12 protein-coding genes are annotated in these 14,656 nt (G+C 67.9%); 5 read left to right on the plus strand and 7 right to left on the minus strand.

Translation table 11 applies throughout. From position 1 onward, the window contains the following. Nucleotides 1–116 precede the first annotated feature (116 nt). Both JTE92_RS25230 and galU read left to right on the plus strand, forming a co-directional pair. Nucleotides 117–2,984, plus strand: coding sequence for a valine--tRNA ligase (locus tag JTE92_RS25230; protein ID WP_063240429.1), 2,868 nt, complete (start codon nucleotides 117–119; stop codon nucleotides 2,982–2,984). A gap of 122 nt (nucleotides 2,985–3,106) precedes the next feature. Then, entirely contained in the window at nucleotides 3,107–3,997 is an 891-nt protein-coding gene (galU, locus tag JTE92_RS25235) for a UTP--glucose-1-phosphate uridylyltransferase GalU (protein ID WP_063240430.1), read from the plus strand. Between the two features lie 110 nt (nucleotides 3,998–4,107). Here galU and JTE92_RS25240 read toward each other — a convergent pair whose 3' ends face one another. From JTE92_RS25240 to JTE92_RS25265, 6 genes are all read right to left on the minus strand, one after another. After that, entirely contained in the window at nucleotides 4,108–4,335 is a 228-nt protein-coding gene (locus JTE92_RS25240; RefSeq protein WP_029045528.1) for a sulfurtransferase TusA family protein, read from the minus strand. Nucleotides 4,336–4,375: 40 nt separating this feature from the next. Continuing rightward, nucleotides 4,376–4,960, minus strand: coding sequence for an NUDIX domain-containing protein (locus JTE92_RS25245; RefSeq protein WP_063240431.1), 585 nt, complete (start codon nucleotides 4,958–4,960; stop codon nucleotides 4,376–4,378). A gap of 73 nt (nucleotides 4,961–5,033) precedes the next feature. Then, complete coding sequence (locus tag JTE92_RS25250; RefSeq protein ID WP_063240432.1) at nucleotides 5,034–6,065, minus strand: threonine aldolase family protein; 1,032 nt, start codon at nucleotides 6,063–6,065, stop codon at nucleotides 5,034–5,036. Nucleotides 6,066–6,087: 22 nt separating this feature from the next. Next, nucleotides 6,088–6,276, minus strand: a complete 189-nt coding sequence (locus JTE92_RS25255) for a 4-oxalocrotonate tautomerase (protein ID WP_063240433.1) — start codon at nucleotides 6,274–6,276, stop codon at nucleotides 6,088–6,090. A gap of 53 nt (nucleotides 6,277–6,329) precedes the next feature. Continuing rightward, complete coding sequence (locus JTE92_RS25260) at nucleotides 6,330–7,106, minus strand: class II aldolase/adducin family protein (RefSeq protein WP_063240434.1); 777 nt, start codon at nucleotides 7,104–7,106, stop codon at nucleotides 6,330–6,332. A gap of 140 nt (nucleotides 7,107–7,246) precedes the next feature. Next, nucleotides 7,247–8,521: a YbfB/YjiJ family MFS transporter gene (locus JTE92_RS25265; protein ID WP_084254709.1), complete on the minus strand. Its 1,275-nt coding sequence runs from the start codon at nucleotides 8,519–8,521 to the stop codon at nucleotides 7,247–7,249. Nucleotides 8,522–8,664: 143 nt separating this feature from the next. On the opposite strand from JTE92_RS25265, the gene JTE92_RS25270 reads away from it, so the two are divergent. The 3 genes from JTE92_RS25270 to JTE92_RS25280 all read left to right on the plus strand — a co-directional run bounded on the left by JTE92_RS25270 (nucleotide 8,665) and on the right by JTE92_RS25280 (nucleotide 11,950). Next, nucleotides 8,665–9,561 carry a LysR family transcriptional regulator gene (locus tag JTE92_RS25270; protein ID WP_063240435.1) on the plus strand — a complete coding sequence of 299 codons (897 nt, stop codon included), beginning with the start codon at nucleotides 8,665–8,667 and terminating at the stop codon, nucleotides 9,559–9,561. 101 nt (nucleotides 9,562–9,662) lie between these two features. Further along, on the plus strand, nucleotides 9,663–11,183 hold the full coding sequence (locus JTE92_RS25275; RefSeq protein ID WP_063240557.1) for an NfeD family protein: 1,521 nt from the start codon (nucleotides 9,663–9,665) through the stop codon (nucleotides 11,181–11,183). A 2-nt stretch (nucleotides 11,184–11,185) separates the two neighbouring features. Further along, nucleotides 11,186–11,950, plus strand: coding sequence for a slipin family protein (locus JTE92_RS25280; RefSeq protein ID WP_063240436.1), 765 nt, complete (start codon nucleotides 11,186–11,188; stop codon nucleotides 11,948–11,950). A gap of 60 nt (nucleotides 11,951–12,010) precedes the next feature. Here JTE92_RS25280 and alaS read toward each other — a convergent pair whose 3' ends face one another. Then, nucleotides 12,011–14,644, minus strand: a complete 2,634-nt coding sequence (gene alaS / locus JTE92_RS25285) for an alanine--tRNA ligase (protein WP_063240437.1) — start codon at nucleotides 14,642–14,644, stop codon at nucleotides 12,011–12,013. Between the last annotated feature and the right edge of the window lie 12 nt (nucleotides 14,645–14,656).

A 14,656-nucleotide genomic window follows, 5' to 3' on the forward strand; every position in this document is an offset into this window, starting at 1 on the left:
GACCGGCCCGCCCCCGTATAATTTGAGGTTTCACTGGCGCAAGGCCGCCAGGCGCAGGCTGCCGCACCCCGCTCCAGCCCTGCGACGCATCCAGACGCCAACCTCGACATCCCAGCATGACCGCCCAAGACCAATCGCTTGCCAAGAGCTTCGAACCCGCCGCCATCGAGGCGAAATGGGGCCCCGAGTGGGAGAGCCGCGGCATCGCCAAGCCGACCTTCGACCCTGACCGCCCGGACTTCGCGATCCAGCTGCCGCCGCCGAATGTGACCGGCACGCTGCACATGGGCCATGCCTTCAACCAGACCATCATGGACGGCCTGGCGCGCCATGCGCGCATGCTGGGCGCCAATACGCTGTGGGTGCCGGGCACCGACCACGCCGGCATCGCCACCCAGATCGTGGTGGAGCGCCAGCTCGAGGGCCAGGGCGTGTCGCGCCATGATCTCGGCCGCGAGAAATTCACCGAGAAGGTGTGGGCCTGGAAGGAAGAATCGGGCTCGACCATCACCCGCCAGGTGCGGCGCATGGGCGCGTCGATCGACTGGAGCCGCGAGTACTTCACCATGTCGCCGGAGATGTCGAAGGCGGTGACCGAAGTGTTCGTGCGCCTGTACGAACAGGGCCTGATCTACCGCGGCAAGCGCCTGGTCAACTGGGACCCGGTGCTGGGCACCGCCGTGTCGGACCTGGAAGTCGACAGCGTCGAGGAAGAAGGCTCGCTGTGGCATATCCGCTATCCGCTGGTCGAGGCTGACGCCAAGGGCGGCCTGACCCACCTGACCGTGGCCACCACGCGCCCGGAAACCATGCTGGGCGACGTGGCCGTGATGGTCCACCCCGAAGACGAGCGCTATGCGCACCTGATCGGCAAGTCGGTGCACCTGCCGCTGACCGGCCGCCAGATCCCGGTGATCGCCGACGAATACGTCGACCGCGAGTTCGGCACCGGCGTGGTCAAGGTGACCCCGGGCCACGACTTCAACGACTACGCCGTGGGTCAGCGCCACAACCTGCCGCAACTGTCGATCCTGACGCTGGACGCGAAGATCGTCGCCGATGCGCCGGCCGCGTACGCCGGCCTGGACCGCTTCGACGCGCGCAAGGCCATCGTCGACGACCTGGACAAGCAGGGCCTGCTGGCCGAGGTCAGGAAGCACAAGCTGATGACCCCGCGCAGCGAACGCACCGGCAGCGCGATCGAGCCGATGCTGACCGACCAGTGGTTCGTCGCCATGAGCAAGCCGGCGCCGGCAGGCACCTTCCAACCCGGCCGCTCGATCGCCGAGGTGGCGCTGGAAGCCGTGCAGAGCGGCGAGATCAAGCTGGTGCCGGAGAACTGGATCAGCACCTACAACCAGTGGCTGGGCAATATCCAGGACTGGTGCATCTCGCGCCAGCTGTGGTGGGGCCACCAGATCCCGGCGTGGTACGACGATGCCGGCAACTGCTTCGTCGGCCGCACCGAAGAGGAGGCGCTCGCCAAGGCAAAGGCCGCGGGCAGCACCGGCGCGCTGCGCCGCGAGGAAGACGTGCTCGACACCTGGTTCTCGTCGGCGCTGGTGCCCTTCTCCTCGCTGGGCTGGCCCGAGGAAACCCCGGAGCTGAAGCACTTCCTGCCGTCGTCGGTGCTGGTCACCGGCTACGACATCATCTTCTTCTGGGTGGCGCGCATGGTCATGATGACCAAGCACTTCACCGGCAAGGTGCCCTTCCATACCGTCTACGTACACGGGCTGGTGCGCGATTCGGAAGGCAAGAAGATGAGCAAGTCCGAGGGCAACACGCTCGACCCGGTGGACCTGATCGACGGCATCGACCTCGACACGCTGCTGACGAAGCGCACCACCGGCCTGCGCCGCCCCAAGGACGCGCCCAAGATCGAGAAGAAGACGAAGAAGGAATTCCCGGAGGGCATTCCCGCCTTCGGCGCCGATGCGCTGCGCTTCACCTTCGCCTCGCTGGCCACGCTGGGCCGCAACATCAACTTCGACACCGGCCGCTGCGAGGGCTACCGCAACTTCTGCAACAAGCTGTGGAATGCGACCCGCTTCGTGCTGATGAACACCGAGGGCCATGACTGCGGCATGGGCCCGTGCAACCACGACTGCGGCCCGGACGGCTACCTGCACTTCTCGCAGGCCGACCGCTGGATCGTGTCGCTGCTGCAGCGCGTGGAGGCCGACGTCGAGAAGGGCTTTGCCGAGTACCGCTTCGACAATATCGCCAACGCGATCTACAAGTTTGTCTGGGACGAGTACTGCGACTGGTACCTGGAGCTGGCCAAGGTGCAGATCCAGAACGGCACCGAAGCCCAGCAGCGCGCCACCCGCCGCACGCTGCTGCGCGTCCTGGAAACCGTGCTGCGACTGGCGCACCCGATCATCCCGTTCATCACCGAAGAGCTGTGGCAGAAGGTGGCCCCGCTGGCGGGCCGCGCCAGGGGCGACGGCAGCGAGACCATCTCGCAGCAGCCCTACCCGCTGGCGGCCATCGCCAAGATCGATGAAGACGCCGAGCAATGGGTCGCGCGCCTGAAGGAAGTGGTCGATGCGTGCCGCAACCTGCGTGGCGAGATGAACATCTCCCCGGCGCAGCGCATCCCGCTCTATGCCGAAGGCGACAGCGAATTCCTGAAGGCGGCCAGCGCACATATCCAGGCGCTTGCGAAACTTTCCGAGGTGCGCGTCTTCGAAGACGAGAGCACCCTGCAAGCCGAAGGCGCCGGTGCCCCGGTGGCCATCGCCGGCGGCAACCACCTGCTGCTGAAGATCGAGATCGACGTCGCCGCCGAGCGCGTGCGGCTGTCCAAGGAGATCGAACGCCTCGGCGGCGAGATCGGCAAGTGCCGCGGCAAGCTCTCCAACGAAAGCTTTGTCGCCAAGGCGCCGCCCGCGGTGGTGGCGCAGGAGACACAGCGCCTCGCCGATTTCGAGCAAACGCTGGCCAAGCTGCAGGGCCAGCTGCAACGGCTGCCGGCCTGACCGGCAGCCGATGACGCCCCTGCCAGTCTGGTTCCTGTCCGGCCTCGTCGGACGGAACCGGACAGACGGCGCCGGCCATGGCTGGCAGGGTTATGAACCAGCATCTGAGAGGTACACCTGATATGGAAAATCGCGTCACCAAGGCCGTCTTCCCGGTCGCGGGCCTGGGCACCCGCTTTCTGCCAGCCACCAAGGCCAGCCCGAAGGAAATGCTGCCGGTGGTGGACAAGCCGCTGATCCAGTACGCCGTGGAAGAAGCCATGGCCGCCGGCATTACCGAGATGATCTTCGTCACCGGCCGCTCCAAGCGCGCCATCGAGGACCATTTCGACAAGGCCTTCGAACTGGAAGTCGAGCTGGAAGCCAAGAACAAGCAGGCGCTGCTGGACGTGGTGCGCTCGATCAAGCCCGCCAACGTGGAGTGCTACTACGTGCGCCAGCCCGAGGCACTGGGCCTGGGCCACGCGGTGCTGTGCGCCGCCAAGCTGGTCGGCGACACCCCGTTCGCCATCATGCTGGCCGACGACCTGATCGACGGCAACCCGCCGGTGATGAAGCAGATGGTGGATACCTACAACCACTACAACTGCTCGGTGCTGGGCGTCGAGGAAATCTCGCCGGAACAGAGCCGTTCCTACGGCGTGATCGATGGCCGCGAGTGGGACGAGGGCGTGATCAAGGTGTCGGGCATCGTCGAGAAGCCGGCGCCGGAAGACGCACCGTCGAACCTGGGCGTGGTCGGCCGCTATATCCTGACGCCGCGCATCTTCGACCACCTGCGCGAACTGAAGCCCGGCGCCGGCGGCGAGTTCCAGCTGACCGACGCGATCCAGTCGCTGCTGGGCCAGGAGCAGGTACTGGCGTACCGCTACCAGGGCCGCCGCTATGACTGCGGCAGCAAGCTGGGCTACCTGAAGGCGACCGTGGAGTTTGCGCTGAAGCACCCGGAAGTGGGCGCCGAATTCAGCGCCTACCTGGAGTCGCGCGAGCACCTGACGCGGCCGAACAGCTGAGCGTTCGCCTCGCCCTAGAGAAAAAAAGCCGCTTTCGAGCGGCTTTTTCTTTACCGTCGTTCCCGCCTGCGCGGGAATGACATGAAGGCTTATCGGAGGTCGACGCAAATTTACCGCCGGCGCATGTAGAACACGAACACCTTGTCGACTTCCGAATGCGACAGCAGCTCGTTGCCGGTCTGCTTGGCAAAGGCCTGGAAATCGCGCGTCGCACCGGGATCGGTCGCCAGCACTTTCAGCACTTCGCCGCTGGCCATATCGGCCAGCGCCTTCTTGGTGCGCAGGATCGGCAGCGGGCAATTCAGGCCGCGCGCATCCACTTCTTTCTGGAACTCCATTCGTCTCTTCCTTCTGTTTCAGGGGCTATTCGGGTGGCTATCACCAGCGGTATTGTAGCGAAGCCCCGACCTGGCTGAAGTCATGCGGGCGGCGCGGGTCGGAGATGTCCTCGCCGCTCTGCCGGTCGAAGAAGCGCACCGGATAGCCGCGCGCGGCCAGCCAGTCGGCCACGGCGAAGCCGGTGCCTGCCGACCACACGCGCACGTCCTCGGGCGCCACCAGCTTGTATTCGGCCAGCTCCTCGGACAACTCGACGGTGCCGCTCGCCTTGACGTGATAGGCGATGATCAGCTCGTTCTTGCGCATGAACTCGTAGACGCCGATCAGCGAGACCGACTCGGTGTCGAGGTTGGTCTCTTCCTTCAGCTCGCGTGCCACGCCCAGCTCGGGCGGCTCGTCGCGCTCCAGGAACCCCGTCACCAGCGCAAACATCTGCTGCGGCCAGGCCGCGTTGCGCGCCAGCAGCAGCTTGTCCTGGTACTCCACCACCGCGGCCAGCACCGGCAGCGGGTTGTTCCAGTGCACGAAGCCGCATTCATGCTGCACGCAGGCGTGGCGTTCGCGCCCGGACAACGGCAGCACCTCGAGCGGCGCGCCGCATTGCGGGCAGAATCGGTATTGCATCTGGGGCTCCTCTAGGGGTCTCGTTATCAGTATGATCGCGCTGCCGCGTTCAGGCACCTGTTCGGGCACCCGTTCAAGCCGCGCACGCCGCGCGCATGTCGGCGGCGAGCGCCTCCACCGTCTGCGGCTGCAGGTCCCACGCACACATGAAGCGGCAGCCGCCGGCGCCGATGAAGGTATAGAAGCGCCAGCCCTGCGCGCGCAGTGCCTCGATCGCCGGTAGCGGCAGCTCGGCGAAGACGGCGTTGGACTGCGTCGGGAACATGATGCGCACGCCGGGGATGTCGGCAATGCGCTGCTGCAGCAGTTGCGCCATCGCGTTGGCATGGCGCGCGTTGGCGAGCCACACATCGTTCTCGAGCAGGCCCAGCCACGGCGCCGAGATAAACCGCATCTTCGACGCCAGCTGCCCGGCCTGCTTGACGCGGTAGGCAAAATCCTCGGCTAGGCGGCGGTCGAAGAACACCACCGCCTCGCCCACCGGCAGGCCGTTCTTGGTGCCGCCGAAGCACAGCACGTCGACGCCGGCGCGCCAGGTGATCTCGGACGGATGCACGCCCAGCGACGCCACCGCATTGGCAAAGCGCGCGCCGTCCATATGCACGCGCAGCTGCCGGCGCTTGGCGATGGCCGCGATCGCGCGCACCTCGTCCACGCTGTACACCGTGCCGACTTCGGTCGACTGCGTCAGCGACACCACCTTGGGCTTGGGGTAGTGGATATCCGAGCGGCGCGTCACCAGCGCCTCGATCGCATCGGGCGTGAGCTTGCCGTTCTCGCCGGGCGCGGTCAGCAGCTTGGAGCCGTTGGAGAAGAACTCCGGGCCGCCGCACTCGTCGGTCTCGATATGCGCCAGCTCGTGGCAGATCACCGAGTGGTACGACTGGCACAGCGCCGACAGCGCCAGCGAGTTGGCCGCCGTGCCGTTGAACACGAAGAAGACTTCGCAATCGGTCTGGAACAGGTCGCGGATGCGGTCGCAGACCTTCTGCGTCCAACTGTCGTCGCCATAGGCCTGCTCGTGGCCGCTGGCGTTGGCTTCCAGGAAGTACTTGAGCGATTCCGGGCAGAAGCCGGCGTAATTGTCGGAGGCGAAGTGCTGCATGGTGTTCAGGCCGTTCAGTGCCTTACTTCTTGTCGGCCCAAAGCTCGCCGCCGGTGGCCCAGTTCTCGCGCTTGACGTCGGTGATGATGATGTCGACGGCCGAGGCCGAGCAGCCCAGCGTCTCGCAGGTGACGCGGGTCACTTCCTCGACGAACTTGCGCTTCTGCTCGATGGTACGGCCTTCAAACATTTCGACGTGGAAAGTCGGCATGCAATGCTCCTTGTGATGATTGGTGTTCTGGAAATTCGCTGGGGACGTGAAGATCAGTCCCGGTAGGAAGGATCGATTCTATCGAGTTTGCGCAGCAGCGCGGGCCACTCCATCACGCCCTCGATGGCGCCGTTGTCGAACAGCTGGCCGGATGTCTTGTGCGCGACCGCCTCATCCGGCTGCACCAGGGCGCCGCCCGCCTGCGCGGCGATCTGGATCTCGCAGGCCTTGATCAGCGTCGCCATCAGCACGTAGGCCTCGGCCACGGTGCGGCCCACGGTCAGCGTGCCGTGGTTGCGCAACAGCATGGCCGGATGCTCGCCGAGCGATGCGGTCAGGCGTTCGCCCTCGGCAGGCGTGAAGGCCAGGCCCTCGTAGTCGTGATAGGCCATGCGGCCGTAAAAGCGCATCGCATGCTGCGACAGCGGCAGCAGGCCGGCGGCCTGCGCCGACACCGCGATGCCGGCGGTGTTATGCAGGTGCATCACGCACATCGCGTCGGGCCGGGCCGCGTGCACGGCGGCGTGCAGCGCGAAGCCGGTGACGTTGACCGGGTGCACCGTTTCGCCGACCACCTCGCCGCGGCTGTTGATCTTGACCAGGTCGCCGGCGCGGATCTCGTCGAAGGCAAAGCCGAACGGGTTGATCAGGAAATGGTCGGGCTCACCGGGCACGGTGGCCGAGATATGGGTGTAGATCAGGTCATCCCAGCCCGCGCGTGCGGCCAGCCGGTAGGCGGCGGCAAGGTCGACGCGCACGCACTGCTCTGCGGCGGAGACAGGCTGCGGGGAGGCGCCCGCGGCACGCGCGGGCTGCAAGGCAAAAGACATGGGGCTCGCTCCTGCGCCGCCCGGTCTCGCGTGCCGGGGTCGGCCCCGGCCTTCTGTGCTGCGCCACGGGGCTGCGGCGCACGCGCGGCAGCCGCGATGCGTGGCGCGTCAGGCGGCAAAGGCGATACTGTAGCGCACCTTCACGATCCGCTCCGCGCGGGCGCCAGCGGCCAGGCGCGGCGCATCCATGCGAACACCAGCGCGCCCGCCAGCAGCGCCGCCGCCGCGCACGCCAGCGAACTGGCGAAGCCGCCGGTACGCGCCACGAGCGCGGTCGCCAGCGGCGGGCCGGCGATCTGGCCGAGGCCGTACGACGCGGTCATCAGCCCCATCAGTCGCGGCGCGTGCGGGCCCCACAGGCGCCGGGCCTCGCGCATGGCGAAGGCCACCAGCGCGGTGAATGGCAGGCCGGCCAGCAGGCTGCTGAGCGCAAAGCCCGCCACCGTCGGCCACAGCACCGCGATCGCCACCCCCAGCGCCTGCATGCCGTAGGAGAGCGTCAGCAGCTTGCGGCTGTCATGGGCCATGCTCACCCGCGTCGCCAGCAAGGCGCCGAGCGCCACGCCGGCGCCGAAGATCGGCCAGAACAGGTCGGCCCAGACCGTGCCCGGCAGCGCCTCGCGCGCAATCACCGGCAGGAACGTGGCGGTGATGATGTAGCCGAAGCCGGCCAGGCCGTAGGCCAGCGTCAGGGCCCAGGTCTGGGCGTCGAGCCGCGCGGCGGCACCGGCTGGCGCCGCGGCGCCAGCCGGTGCCTGGCCGGCGCCAGCGGCGACCGGCGTGGCCACGAAAATGCGCCACACCAGGGCCACCAGCACCGCGGCCAGCACCGTGAAGGCCAGCCAGCCATGGTCGGCATGCCAGCCCGCGCCAACCATGCCGGAGGCGCCGAGGCCCGTGGCGACGATGCCCAGCCCCGGCCCGCAGAAGATCAGCCCGCCCAGTTCCGGCTTGCCCAGTTCAGCCAGCCGTTGCAGGCACCAGCCGGCGGTATAGACCAGCACCACCGCGCTGGCCACGCCGGCGGCGAAGCGCCACAGCGACCACGCCGGCATGCCGCCCGGCAGCGCCATGCCCAGCGTCAGCAGCACTGTCGCCACCAGCCCCCAGCGCACCATGCGCAGGGCGTCGGGGCGGATAACCATGCACAGCGCGGCGCCAAGAAAGTAGCCGATGTAGTTGACCGTCGCCAGCCAGCCGCCCTGGTGCAGGTCGACGATGCCGTCGTGCAGCATCATCGGCAGCAAAGGCGTAAAGGCGAAGCGGCCGATTCCCATCACCACCGCCAGCGACACCAGGCCGGCCACCGCCACCGCCACCGGGCCGGCATGACGAATGCCGGGCTGCTCGGCTTGCATCGGGCTGGCAGCGCCGGCGGCGGCCTGGTCGGGGTCAAGGCTGTGGAGCTTGGACATTGGCTCTGGCTGTAGAGGCAGCGGTTGCATGGCAATCCCTGTATGCTACGCTGGGCAAACCATCCCTAAAAATGAATTATAAAGATGCAATGCATCCCTGATAGAGATGGATGTCCTCGGATCACGTTCCGGAGCCCATAGCCATGGACCTGGCCGCACTTGAGATCTTCCGTGCCGTCGTCGAAGCCGGCGGCATCACCCGCGCGGCAGAGCGGCTGCACCGCGTGCAATCCAATGTCACCACGCGCATCCGCCAGCTGGAGCAGTCGCTCGGTGTCGAATTGTTCGTGCGTGACGGCCGGCGCATGGTGCTGACGCCGGCGGGACAGACCCTGTTCGACTACGCCTGCCGCATCCTGCAGCTGACCGAGGAAGCGCGCCAGGCGGTGCAGCCGGCACGTCCGAGCGGCCGCCTGCGCATCGCCTCGATGGAGAGCACCGCCGCCAGCCGGTTGCCCAATGTGCTGGCCGCGTACCACCAGGCGTGGCCCGAGGTGCAACTGGAGCTGGTGACGCTGCCGACCCGGCAAGCGCTCGATGCACTGGCGCGCTTCGAGGTCGATTGCGCCTTTGTCGCCGAGCCGCTATCCGAGCCGGGACTGGAAGCCATTCCGGCCTTCGAGGAAGAGCTGGTGGTGATCGCGCGGGCGGGTCATCGCCCGATCCACGCCTCCTCCGACCTGGAAGTGCCGACGCTGCTGGCGTTCGAGCCCGGCTGCAACTACCGCGCGCGGGTCGAGGCCTGGTATGCCGGCGGCGACACCGCGCCGCCGCCGCGTGTGCTGGAACTGGGCTCCTACCATGCCATCGTCGCCTGCGCGGCGGCCGGCATCGGCGCCGCGATCGTGCCGCGCTCGGTGCTGGGCCTGTACCGCGACCTGCCCGCGATCAGCCAGCACGGCCTCGGCGCCGCCGGCCGCGTGCGCACCCTGCTGGCCTGGCACCCGGCCATGGCGAGCGCGGCCCTGCATGCGCTGGCAGACGCCCTGGGTACGCAGGCGCCCGGCCCCGCCGGCAAGCCGGAACTGGCAGCCGCCTGAATGGCCGGACACCGGGCGCGGCGACCATCCCGTGCAAGATGTGGCCGGTGGTCTACACTGGAAATGGCACCACCACCGCACCCTGTGTGCCCGCCCACGTGATGAAACCTGCCACCGTGCCCCCGCGGGCCCTTCGGCGTCTGCCTCACTGGCTGCTGGCCGGCCTGGCCCTGGCGTGCTGCCTTGCCGGGCTGGCCGGCCTCCTCGCCAGCGCCGTCGCCGTGCCGCCCGCCCGCGCCGCGCCACCGTCCGGGGCGTCCGCCCCGGCTGCGGGCGCCGTCGCGCCGGTCTACGCGATCCCGCTCAAGGGCGCGGTCGGCCCGGCCAGCGCCAGCTTCGTGCTGCGCAGCATGGCGCGCGCCCGCGACGCGGGCGCCCAGCTGGTGGTGCTGGAGATGGACACGCCGGGCGGGCTGGATGCGTCCATGCGCGAGATCATCCAGGCGATCCTGGCCTCGCCGGTGCCGGTCGCCACCTACGTCTATCCGGGCGGCGCGCGCGCCGCCAGCGCCGGCACCTACATCCTCTATGCCAGCCATGTCGCGGCGATGGCGCCCGGCACCAACCTGGGCGCGGCCAGCCCCGTGCAGATCGGCATTGGCGGCCCGCAGCGCCCCGACGCCGTGCCCGGCGCAAACCCGGCATCGGCCCCCGCCAGCGAGCCCTCCACCGCCGACACCATGGCCCGCAAGCAGATGCACGACGCCTCCGCCTATATCCGCGGCCTGGCGCAACTGCGCGGGCGCAACGCCGAGTGGGCCGAGCGCGCGGTGCGCGAGGCGGTCAGCCTGTCCGCCGACGAGGCCCTGGCGCAGCGCGTGATCGATGTGGTCGCGTCCGACCTGCCCGCGCTGCTGCGCCAGATCGACGGCCGCCAGCTCACCGCCGGCGGCAAGGCCAGCGTGCTGCACACCCGCGATGCGACGGTGGTCGACATGGAACCGGACTGGCGCAGCCGCTTCCTGGCGGTGATCACCGAACCCAGCGTGGCGCTGATGCTGCTGATGATCGGCATCTACGGGCTGATCTTCGAGTTCTCCACGCCGGGCATGATCGTCCCCGGCGTCGCCGGCGCGATCTGCCTGCTGCTGGCGCTGTTCGCGCTGCATATGCTGCCGGTCAGCTACGCCGGCCTGGCGCTGGTGGCGCTGGGCATTGCCTGCATGGTGGCGGAGCTGTTCCTGCCGAGCTTCGGCGCGCTGGGCCTGGGCGGCATCATCGCCTTCGCCTTCGGCGCGGTGATGCTGATCGACACCGACGTGCCGGGCTTCGGCGTGCCGCTGCCGATGGTGGCGATGCTGTCGGCCATGTCGGCGGCATTGCTGCTGGGCATGTCGGCCATGCTGATGCGCTCGCGCAAGCGGCCGGTGGTCAGCGGCGCCGACACGCTGATCGGCAGCCGCGGCGAGCTGCTGGAAGACCTGCGCGACGAGGGCTGGGCCACGGTGCGCGGCGAGAACTGGCGCGTGCGCAGTGCCAGCCCCATGGCGCGCGGCACACCGGTGGTGGTCACCGCACGGCATGGCCTGATCCTTGACGTGATCGCCGCCGGCAACGCGCCGGGCGCTCCGGCTCCACCCCGACCGACCCAACCCCAACCGACCCCAGACAAGGGAGCCTGACCATGGCCTTCGGATTCAGCTTCGGCGGTTTGATCTTCCTGTTGGCGCTGCTCATCATCGCGGCGTTCCGGGTGCTGCGCGAGTACGAGCGCGGCGTGGTCTTCATGCTCGGCCGCTTCTGGAAGGTCAAGGGCCCGGGGCTGGTGCTGGTCATCCCGGCGGTGCAGCAAATGGTGCGGGTGGACCTGCGCACGATCGTCATGGATGTGCCGTCACAGGACGTCATTTCACGCGACAACGTCTCGGTGCAGGTCAATGCCGTGGTGTACTTCCGCGTGGTGGATCCGGAGCGCGCCATCATCCAGGTCGCGAACTTCCTCGACGCCACCAGCCAGCTTGCGCAGACCACGCTGCGCTCGGTCCTGGGCAAGCACGAACTGGATGAAATGCTCGCCGAGCGCGAGAAGCTCAATCTCGACATCCAGCAAGCGCTGGACGCGCAGACGGACGCCTGGGGCATCAAGGTATCGAACGTCGAGATCAAGCATGTCGACCTGAACGAAACCATGGTCCGGGCCATCGCGCGGCAGGCGGAAGCCGAACGCGAGCGGCGCGCCAAGGTGATCCATGCCGAAGGCGAGCTGCAGGCTTCCGAGAAGCTGCTGGAAGCGGCGCAGATGCTGGCGCGGCAGCCGCAGGCGATGCAGCTGCGCTATATGCAGACGCTGACGCAGATCGCCGGGGACAAGAGTTCGACGATTGTGTTTCCGTTGCCGATGGATTTGCTGACGACGCTGCGGAATGCTACGGGGAACGCCGAGAAGTAGAAAATCAGAAGGGGCGCCAGTGGCGCCCCTTCTTCATCGGCTTGCGGTACGGTCAAGCCATCAGACCTTCGCTGCCACCCACTCGCCGACACCCGCCAGTGCCTGCGGCAGCTTGCCCGGCTCGGTGCCGCCAGCCTGCGCCATGTCCGGCCGTCCGCCGCCCTTGCCACCCACCTGCTGGGCAACGAAGTTCACCAGCTCCCCGGCCTTGACCTTGCCGGTCGCATCCGCCGTCACGCCGGCGATCAGGCTGACCTTGCCGTCGGCCACGGCCGCCAGCACAATGGCCGCGCTCTGCAGCTTGTCCTTGAGCTTGTCCATGGTCTCGCGCAGCGTCTTCACGTCGGCGCCGTCGAGCTGGGCCGCCAGCACCTTCAGGCCCTTGATGTCGACGGCCTGGGCAGCCAGCTCATCGCCCTGCGACGCCGCCAGCTTGCTCTTCAGGCGCTCCAGCTCCTTCTCCAGCGCGCGCACCTGGTCCTGCACCTGGCCGATGCGCGGCACCAGCTCGGACGGCTGCGCCTTCAGCACGGCGGCGGCTTCATTCAGCTTCGCATCCAGGCTCTGCAGGTAGTGCAGCGCGTTGTCGCCGGTGATCGCTTCCACGCGGCGGATGCCGGCCGCCACGCCGCCTTCCACCACGATCTTGAACAGGCCGATATCGCCGGTGCGGTGCACGTGGGTGCCGCCGCACAGTTCCTTCGACGTGCCGATCGACAGCACGCGCACGTCGTCGGCATACTTCTCGCCGAACAGCGCCATCGCGCCGCTCTTGACGGCATCGTCGAACGGCATGATCTCGGCGTGCGTATCTTCGTTGCGCAGGATCTCGGCGTTGACGATCTCTTCGACCCGGCGGATCTGGTCTTCGGTCAGCGCCGCATTGTGCGAGAAGTCGAAGCGGGTCTTGTCCGCATCCACCAGCGAGCCCTTCTGCTGCACATGCGTGCCCAGCACTTCGCGCAGGGCCTTGTGCATCAGGTGCGTGGCCGAGTGGTTGCGCACGGTGCGCGCGCGGCGCAGCGCATCGACCTGGGCCGACACGGCGTCGCCCACCTTCAGCGCGCCGCCTGCCAGCGTGCCCTGGTGGCCGAACACGTCGGCCTGGACCTTGGTGGTGTCGGCCACGGCGAAGACCGCACCATTGCCGTCCACGGCCTTGAGTACGCCCTGGTCACCGGCCTGGCCGCCGGACTCGGCGTAGAACGGCGTGTTGTCCAGCACCACCACGCCGGTCTGGCCCGGCTGCATGGTGTCGACCGACGCGCCGTCCACATACAGCGCGGTGATCAACGCCCGCGGCAGCTCCAGCTTTTCGTAGCCATGGAACACGGTCTTGTCGCCCGTGTACTCCAGGCCGGCGGCCATCTTGAACTTGCCCGCGGCACGCGCCTGCTCGCGCTGGCGGCTCATGGCGGCGTCGAAGGCGGCCTCGTCCACGCCGATTTCCTGCTCGCGGCACACGTCCTGCGTCAGGTCCAGCGGGAAGCCGAAGGTGTCGTGCAGCTTGAAGGCCAGTTCGCCATCCAGCGTCTTGCCGCCCTTGAGCTTCAGGTCGGCCAGCGCGGCGTCCAGGATCGACATGCCGTTCTCGATGGTCTCGAAGAAGCGCTCTTCCTCGGCCTTCAGCACTTCGGTCACGCGCGACTGGGCTTCGGCCAGTTCCGGATAGGCCTCGCCCATCTGCGCGACCAGGTCCGGCACCAGCTTGTGGAAGAACGGGGTCTTCTGGCCCAGCTTGTAGCCGTGGCGGATGGCACGGCGCACGATGCGGCGCAGCACGTAGCCGCGGCCCTCGTTGCCGGGGATCACGCCGTCGACGATCAGGAACGAGCACGCGCGGATATGGTCGGCGATGACCTTCAGCGAGTTCTGGTTCAGGTTGTCGATATGGGTCTCGCGCGCGGCGGCCTTGATCAGTGCCTGGAACAGGTCGATCTCATAGTTGCTGTGCACGTGCTGCAGCACCGCGGCGATGCGCTCCAGGCCCATGCCGGTGTCCACGCAGGGCTTGGGCAGCGGCGTCATGTTGCCCTGCTCGTCGCGGTTGAACTGCATGAACACCAGGTTCCAGATCTCGATGTAGCGGTCGCCGTCTTCCTCCGGCGATCCCGGCGGGCCGCCCCACACGTCCGGGCCGTGGTCGTAGAAGATTTCCGAGCACGGGCCGCACGGGCCGGTGTCGGCCATCTGCCAGAAGTTGTCCGAGGCGTAGCGCGCGCCCTTGTTGTCGCCGATGCGCACGATGCGCTCGGTCGGCACGCCCACTTCCCTGGCCCAGATGTCGTAGGCCTCGTCGTCTTCCGCGTAGACCGTCACCCACAGCTTCTCGGCCGGCAGCTGGTAGGTCTTGGTCAGCAGTTCCCATGCGTACTGGATGGCTTCGCGCTTGAAGTAGTCGCCAAACGAGAAGTTGCCCAGCATCTCGAAGAACGTATGGTGGCGGGCGGTGTAGCCCACGTTCTCCAGGTCGTTGTGCTTGCCGCCGGCGCGCACCGAGCGCTGCGACGAGGTCGCGCGGCTGTACGGGCGCTTGTCGGTGCCCAGGAACACGTCCTTGAACTGCACCATGCCGGAATTGGTGAACAGCAGCGTCGGGTCGTTCGCCGGCACCAGGCTGGACGAGCGGACCACGGTATGGCCCTTCGATTCGAAGAACTGCAGGAACTTGCTGCGAATGTCTGAGACTTTCATGGGATGGCGGAC

The sequence above is a fragment of the Cupriavidus oxalaticus genome, from assembly GCF_016894385.1.
GTDB classification, from domain to species: domain Bacteria; phylum Pseudomonadota; class Gammaproteobacteria; order Burkholderiales; family Burkholderiaceae; genus Cupriavidus; species Cupriavidus oxalaticus.

What these genes read in the sequence shown, in the direction of transcription:
- JTE92_RS25230 (WP_063240429.1), top strand. Translation starts at nt 117, where the DNA reads ATGACCGCCCAAGACCAATCGCTTGCCAAGAGCTTCGAACCCGCCGCC.
- galU (WP_063240430.1), top strand. Translation starts at nt 3,107, where the DNA reads ATGGAAAATCGCGTCACCAAGGCCGTCTTCCCGGTCGCGGGCCTGGGC.
- JTE92_RS25240 (WP_029045528.1), bottom strand. Translation starts at nt 4,335, where the DNA reads ATGGAGTTCCAGAAAGAAGTGGATGCGCGCGGCCTGAATTGCCCGCTG.
- JTE92_RS25245 (WP_063240431.1), bottom strand. Translation starts at nt 4,960, where the DNA reads ATGCAATACCGATTCTGCCCGCAATGCGGCGCGCCGCTCGAGGTGCTG.
- JTE92_RS25250 (WP_063240432.1), bottom strand. Translation starts at nt 6,065, where the DNA reads ATGCAGCACTTCGCCTCCGACAATTACGCCGGCTTCTGCCCGGAATCG.
- JTE92_RS25255 (WP_063240433.1), bottom strand. Translation starts at nt 6,276, where the DNA reads ATGCCGACTTTCCACGTCGAAATGTTTGAAGGCCGTACCATCGAGCAG.
- JTE92_RS25260 (WP_063240434.1), bottom strand. Translation starts at nt 7,106, where the DNA reads ATGTCTTTTGCCTTGCAGCCCGCGCGTGCCGCGGGCGCCTCCCCGCAG.
- JTE92_RS25265 (WP_084254709.1), bottom strand. Translation starts at nt 8,521, where the DNA reads ATGTCCAAGCTCCACAGCCTTGACCCCGACCAGGCCGCCGCCGGCGCT.
- JTE92_RS25270 (WP_063240435.1), top strand. Translation starts at nt 8,665, where the DNA reads ATGGACCTGGCCGCACTTGAGATCTTCCGTGCCGTCGTCGAAGCCGGC.
- JTE92_RS25275 (WP_063240557.1), top strand. Translation starts at nt 9,663, where the DNA reads ATGAAACCTGCCACCGTGCCCCCGCGGGCCCTTCGGCGTCTGCCTCAC.
- JTE92_RS25280 (WP_063240436.1), top strand. Translation starts at nt 11,186, where the DNA reads ATGGCCTTCGGATTCAGCTTCGGCGGTTTGATCTTCCTGTTGGCGCTG.
- alaS (WP_063240437.1), bottom strand. Translation starts at nt 14,644, where the DNA reads ATGAAAGTCTCAGACATTCGCAGCAAGTTCCTGCAGTTCTTCGAATCG.